This window comes from Xanthomonas sp. WCS2018Noco2-27 (assembly GCF_031843525.1).
GTDB lineage: Bacteria > Pseudomonadota > Gammaproteobacteria > Xanthomonadales > Xanthomonadaceae > Xanthomonas.
This window is the reverse complement of the sequence record NZ_JAVTIK010000003.1, coordinates 350,138-356,218: the sequence shown is the minus strand read 5'-3', so window position 1 is coordinate 356,218 and position 6,081 is coordinate 350,138. Positions and strand designations below refer to the sequence as shown.

The following is a 6,081-nucleotide window of genomic DNA, read 5'->3' as shown; positions in this document are numbered from 1 at the left end:
CAATGTGCGCCGCCAGCGGCTTGCCCACCCACGTGCTGTCGCGTTCGCCACCTTGGCCACGCCCTCTTTGTTCGGAGTCCCGCCATGACTGCCCTGCCCTCCCGCCGCGCCCATCCCCGCCTGCTGTGCCTGTCGCTCGCGCTGGCGATTGCCCCACTCGCCCAGGCGCAGGACGCCGCCGATGCCTTCAAGCTCAAGCTGGGCTACACCGGCGAAGCCGCCTCGATGATCGACGGCGGCCGCAAGAGCGGCGATGCCTACGCCGGCCAGCTGATGGTCGGCACCGATGTCGACATGGACCGCCTGTTCGGCTGGAACGGCGCCACCATCAAGCTCTACGTCTCCAATCGTCACGGCACCAATCTGTCCAACAGCAGCATCGGCAACAGCACCTCGGTGCAGGAAATCTACGGCGGCCAGGGCACGCGTCTGGCCAACTTCACCCTGCTGCAAAAACTCTTCAACGACCGCCTGGAACTGGAAGCCGGCCGCAGCGTCGCCAACATCCATTTCCTCGGCTCGGACCTGTGCCAGTACTTCCAGGGCAACTCAGCCTGCGGCAACCCCACCTTCGTATTCCGCACCAGCAACTTCACCTATTGGCCGGTGTCCAGCTGGGCCGCGCACGCCACCGCCTGGGTCACGCCCAAGGTCTATGTGCATGTCGGCGCGTATGAAGTGAACCCGGTGCAGGCGCAGGACGGCCAGCACGGCTTGAAGTGGAGCACCGACGACACCACCGGCGTGGTGGTGCCCTATGCGGTGGGCTACAAGAACAAGGGCGGCGACGGCAGCATGGCCGCGATGTACGAACTCGGCGGCTGGCAGGACAACTCCGACTACACCGACCCGCTGCGCGACCGCAACGGCAACCCGGCCGTGCTCAGTGGGCTGGGCTATGAAAACAAGCAGGGCCGCTCGGGCCTGTTCGGCCGCTTCGAGCAGCAGGTTACCAACCCTGACCCCTCCGGCACCCGCGGCCTCACCGTCTTCGGCGCGATTCTGCAAAGCACCGGCGGCCAAGCCATCGAAGATCACTTCGTGCAACTGGGCCTGGTGCAGAAAGGCACCTTCGCCAGCCGCCCGCAAGACAACATCGCCTTCGTGATCACCCAACAGAAATACAGCGACGAAGCGATCGAAAACCTGCGCCTGGCGCGCGCCTCGGCCGGCGGCACCGGCACCCCCGCCGACAACCAGATCATGATGGAGCTCAGCTACGGCATCCAGGTCACCAAGCGCCTGCGCATCGCCCCGAACCTGCATTACGTGATCAACCCAGACCAGTTCAACGAGCCGACACGCACCAACGATCTGAAGAATGCGTTGATTGCGGGCATGCGGATCGATTGGAATTTGTGACCCGTGGAGAAGCTGCGCGCGTTGCGCGCATGCTTGGCGGGCACCACTGCCTGAAGTGAGTGGCGGGTGGGTTGCACCTCACTGCAGTGCAACGCATTTGCGTCGACTCGGTTGGCCTGGGCATTTGCCGGTAACCGACAGAGTTCGATGAGCCGCGTAGTCGCGCGACCGCACGCAATGAGGCGCTATCAGCCGACCCGGTCGCGCGCAGCCAGCCGCTGGCCACGCAAGATAACGCGACAGCGGATGCCGAAGCTGTAATGACCCGCCACTGCCTAGCGCCTGAGTTAAGCCGATCCGCGAAGCGGCTTCGGCTTGAACGAATTGTTAGGCCTCATGCTAGTGAAACCTGAGCAAAGCGCTCGATATCTTCCACCATGGCGGCAACATCTGCGGCTGTAAACTCCTCAGGCTTGCCATGAGCCGCGCTGTTCCTAATCGCGGCGAGGGCCGTGATGCGCTTCTGCATTAGCGCGTTGTACTGCCCGGCTTTTGCGAGCTCAGCATTCATCCTGTCGAGCTTGCCATGGGGGATGCCGTGGGAATCACACAGAGTTCTCAGCGTCGTCTCCAGCACTACTCCAGCCACCACGGCCGCGGCCGAGACGTAACCCGACTTCTGAAGCACTCGCGCTTGGTCAAGCTCCGAATCGGCGATTTCGGCTTGCACCAAATTGCGCAGAGGGATCAGATACCCCCCTTCGAAATCTTCGCGAGCGGCGAGAAAAACTGCACGAAGGTTCTTGAGGTTCTCATGGTTGCCAAAGAATTGCTGAGGCTCCTCCGCCTTGATTAGTGCCACGTAATGATCCGAGTCCTTCCCGCACGCACTGGCAATGAGGCTCCGCGCTTTTACGCACCAGTTGAGGAGCTTTTCACTTTCGACCTGTTCGTAGCCGCCGGAAAACTCGCTGTGCTTAACTTGCATCGTTCCGGCGACAACACCTAACTGATCCTCTAGTTCGGCGAAGCGCTTTTTGATGATCCTGATCATGCGAGATCCTTGGACATGAGGCCTAACGCCTGAATTAATCTAGCCCGCGAAGCGGGTTCGGCCTGAATGAATTGTTAGCCAGACCTGTAAAGAACCAGGTCTCGCTCGTTGATCTCTTTCTTAGCGATTGACACAGCATCACCACTAACCTGCTTAATTTCACTTGCAAGTTCATTGAGGTCTTTCAGGTTTGAACGAAACTCTTCTTCAGACGTGGAGTCTTGCAAGGCAAGAAACTGCTCTCGAAGTGAAGCTAGTGCCCGACTGATCATTAGTACGTCCAATGAAAGCTGCCACTCAGGTATGTCAAACACTGGCAATGCCATCAGTGCGTGATGCGTGTCGGCCATGAGTGGCGGCGTTATCTGGTCTATATCTTCCTGTTCATTCGATTCATAGGCTTTGCATACGTCAATCGCCAAGCGCTGCGAGCGGGCCATAAGTGCCATGATCACCTCCAGTTTTTGCTTGTCCGCTTTTGCTTGCTTGTACTCTTCAAGTGTGCGGGAATGCACATTCTGCTGCTTGGCTATCCAAGCGGCCGCCACGATTGCGAGGATGCTGCCAATGGCCTGGATCCAGGCGGGTGCGGAATCTTTTGAGAGGTCGAATCTGTAGCCCTGCATGTATGCAACGCATGTGACTGCCATGGCGACTAGCGCGATAGCAGCAAGCGGGAGCCCTTTGTTCTTCGTGCCGAGCATGGATGCCTGATAGGTCTGGCTAACACCTGAATTAAGCCGAGTTGCGAAGCGACTTCGGCTTGAATGATTTGTTAGACAGCAACTGACTAATCACAGTAGCTGGATATGTCAGACACTGCGGACTCGTAGTCACTGTGCGAATTTCTGAGCCGGCGAAATTCGGTGCTGCAATCGTCTGAAATATCGCCTGATTCCGCGCAGCGCTGAAGGCGGCGAGCGTAGTCAGAAAGATCACTAGCAGCAGATGTAGCACGTTCTTTTGCGTCATAGCAGTCATTGTTTCCGTACTGCGCAGACGCTGCGGGCGACAACAGTAGAGTCGCTGCTGCCAATACCAAAAGCTTGAGTGCCATTGAAGTTCTCCTGCTGTCTAACGCCTGAATTAAGAAGCGGGTTCGGCTTGAATGAATTGTTAGCCGCTAACCGACGCAAATACCGCGGCGATGGCTGGCCAGTAACGCTGGCATACCTCACTGATGTCGTTAGCCATTGATGTAATCTTCTCGGCCCGCTCCAAGAGCGATAGTGCAACCGTGTTTTGGCGTGTTTCGGGCGGCGTGGCGGCCTCTCGCGAGATGGCGTTAAGTGCCTCAATGAGCTCATTGCGCTGGTTCTTAGTCAGGTCGCCGCTCTGAAGGATTGCCTCCGAAAGTCCTTTGAACGCTTGAGCAACTTGCGGCTCATTAAGCTGGACCAAAGCAGAAATGGACTGGTCCAAACTACCTATTGAGCCAGTATTGACTGTGCCGACGACACTGTTATTGACCGAAATATTGTTCAAACGGACGTCTCCGACGTGAACTGGCTTGGGGCGCGGCTGAAACCGGGGGCCGCCCAAGGATGGCATGCCAACGCTAAAGGCTATCTCATCGCTTAGATAGTTGAGCATGCGCTCGTGATTCTCCAGCTGTTGCTGCTCCATGTATGCCACCTTTGAGTAGCAATTGAGGCACAGCGGGATATTCTGATCCCCAACTTGATACATGGCCGGAGAAGGGCACTGATAGCACTTCACGTGACGTGATTCTCCCATTAGCGGCTAATGCCTGAGTTAAGCCGAGCCGCGAAGCGGCTTCGGCTTGAATGAATTGTTAGGCCTCACTCAGTGCTCCGCAGTGCGCGAGCCTTCAATGCTCGCCTTTGGTGCAGTGGTGCGCCGGAGGAAGTCCTGCAGCATGGCTTCTCGACATTCCGCGAGTGACCGATTTTCACGTTGTGCATACATGCGGGAGGCATGCTCGAAGAGATCGGCGAGGAGCTCTCCAAAATCTTCGGCGGTACCGTCCACTTCGCTACTAATGATGACGTGGAGTTGGCCGTGGGCTGCCCACAGTCGCATGAGCTCAAAGGCCTCGGGATCCGTCAAAGCGTCTGGAGGAATATCGAGTTCGTCAGAATGCATGTCTGGGGCCTAACTACTATTGGACCGCCGAAATGCGGTGTTGCACGGAGTATCTTCGATCGCTGGCGCCTTGTGAATGGGAGAAGTCCTAGCCGCGATCAAGGGGTAGCACGATGGAGAGCGGTTTCGACCATGCAGGCGCTTGGAGTGTTATCCAGCAAGGACGCAGGCGTATGAAATACGCCCCCAAAAACAATGGCGTAACAGCACGTCCGCCGACGCGGTTGCTCGATCAGGTGCGCGACCGCTGCGGGTACGGCACTGCAGCCTGCACACCGAGCAGGCCTATCTGAGCTGGATACGGCGCTTCACCCTGACCAGCGGCAAGGGTTGTTTGGTGCAGATGGGCCAAGTGGAGGTTGAGGCGTTCCCCACCCGCCTGGCGGCCAATGCACAGGTGTCTGCGGACACACAGAACCAGGCGTTGGCGGCGCTGGTGTTTCTCTCCCGCAAAGTATCGCGTATCAATCGGCATCACGTGTCCGACGAAATCCCTGGTGTTCAAGATCTTGAGTCGTGGTGTCACAGTGCACAACCGTGCAGTCACGACGTCCAACGCCAGAAACGAAAAAACCGCGCAATGCGCGGTTTTTTCGTGAAGCTCTGCAACTCAACCGATCAAGGGCGACGCGCCAGCGCCTCCACATCCTTGGCCTTGGGCAGCAGATCCTGCTTGGTCACCGCAAACGGCCCGATGCTCAGCATCGGCACCGCCACGATCACCGAGGAGATCACCACGATCACCGCACCGATCATGTGCGTCTCGGCCAGACCTTCCATCGATTCGCCGCCGTAGATGTACAGCGCCAAGGCCGACAGGAAGAACATCACCGCGGTGATGATCGTGCGCGACAGCGTCTGGTTGATCGACCGGTTCAACACTTCCAGCGGTTCCACACGCAACCCGCGGAAGTTTTCGCGCACACGGTCGAACACCACGATGATGTCGTTGATCGCAAAGCCCATCACCGACAACAGACCGGCCAGCACGGTCAGATCGAACTCGCGACCGGTCAGCGACACGAAGGCCACCGTGACCAGCAAGTCGAACAACGCCGTCACGCTGGCCACCACCGCGAACTTCCACTCGAAGCGGAAGGCGATGTAGATCAAGAAGCCCACCAGCATGAACACCGTGGCGTAGACGCCGTTCAAGGCCAGGTCCTTGCCGACCTGCGGGCCGACGAACTCGCCGGGCTGCACGGTGGCCGGATTCTGCTCGGTGCTGACCGCTTTGCGCACTTCTTCGGCAACGGTGCGCGCAGCATCGTCCCGGTTGTTGTGCTGCTCACGCGCCTGCAGACGGATCATCACCTCGTTGCCGCCGCGGGCGTTTTGCACTTGTGCGTTTTCGAAGCCGGCCTTGGACAGCTGCTCGCGCACCTGGTCCACATCCACCGTTTTCTGGAAGCTGGTTTGCACCAGCGTGCCGCCGGTGAATTCCAGCGCGTAATTGAAGCCCTTGCCGACGATGATGCCGACCGAAGCGACCGCCAGGATCAGCATCAGGATCAGCACCGGCTTGCGCGGGCGCATGAAATCGATCTTGGTGTCGTTGGGAATGAGATGGAGCGGGAACAATTTCATGGAAAAGATCTTCCGTTTAGACGTTGCGCACC

6 protein-coding genes and 1 pseudogene are annotated in these 6,081 nt (G+C 58.4%); 2 read left to right on the top strand and 5 right to left on the bottom strand.

Features of this window, described 5'->3' with window-relative positions:
• The first annotated feature begins 84 nt into the window (after positions 1–84).
• Positions 85–1,362: a carbohydrate porin gene (locus tag RQH86_RS09135; protein ID WP_311240602.1), complete on the top strand. Its 1,278-nt coding sequence runs from the start codon at positions 85–87 to the stop codon at positions 1,360–1,362.
• A 334-nt stretch (positions 1,363–1,696) separates the two neighbouring features.
• Here RQH86_RS09135 and RQH86_RS09130 read toward each other — a convergent pair whose 3' ends face one another.
• The 4 genes from RQH86_RS09130 to RQH86_RS09115 form a co-directional block, all read right to left on the bottom strand.
• On the bottom strand, positions 1,697–2,356 hold the full coding sequence (locus tag RQH86_RS09130; RefSeq protein WP_311240601.1) for a hypothetical protein: 660 nt from the start codon (positions 2,354–2,356) through the stop codon (positions 1,697–1,699).
• Positions 2,357–2,430: 74 nt separating this feature from the next.
• Positions 2,431–3,060: a hypothetical protein gene (locus tag RQH86_RS09125; protein WP_311240600.1), complete on the bottom strand. Its 630-nt coding sequence runs from the start codon at positions 3,058–3,060 to the stop codon at positions 2,431–2,433.
• Between the two features lie 412 nt (positions 3,061–3,472).
• Positions 3,473–3,982 carry a hypothetical protein gene (locus tag RQH86_RS09120; protein ID WP_311240599.1) on the bottom strand — a complete coding sequence of 170 codons (510 nt, stop codon included), beginning with the start codon at positions 3,980–3,982 and terminating at the stop codon, positions 3,473–3,475.
• Positions 3,983–4,162: 180 nt separating this feature from the next.
• On the bottom strand, positions 4,163–4,462 hold the full coding sequence (locus tag RQH86_RS09115) for a DUF5076 domain-containing protein (RefSeq protein ID WP_311240598.1): 300 nt from the start codon (positions 4,460–4,462) through the stop codon (positions 4,163–4,165).
• A gap of 142 nt (positions 4,463–4,604) precedes the next feature.
• On the opposite strand from RQH86_RS09115, the pseudogene RQH86_RS09110 reads away from it, so the two are divergent.
• Positions 4,605–4,859: pseudogene (locus RQH86_RS09110) on the top strand (phage integrase N-terminal SAM-like domain-containing protein); the annotation flags it as partial.
• 221 nt (positions 4,860–5,080) lie between these two features.
• On the opposite strand, the gene secF reads toward RQH86_RS09110, so the two are convergent.
• Complete coding sequence (gene secF / locus RQH86_RS09105) at positions 5,081–6,049, bottom strand: protein translocase subunit SecF (RefSeq protein ID WP_055851716.1); 969 nt, start codon at positions 6,047–6,049, stop codon at positions 5,081–5,083.
• Between the last annotated feature and the right edge of the window lie 32 nt (positions 6,050–6,081).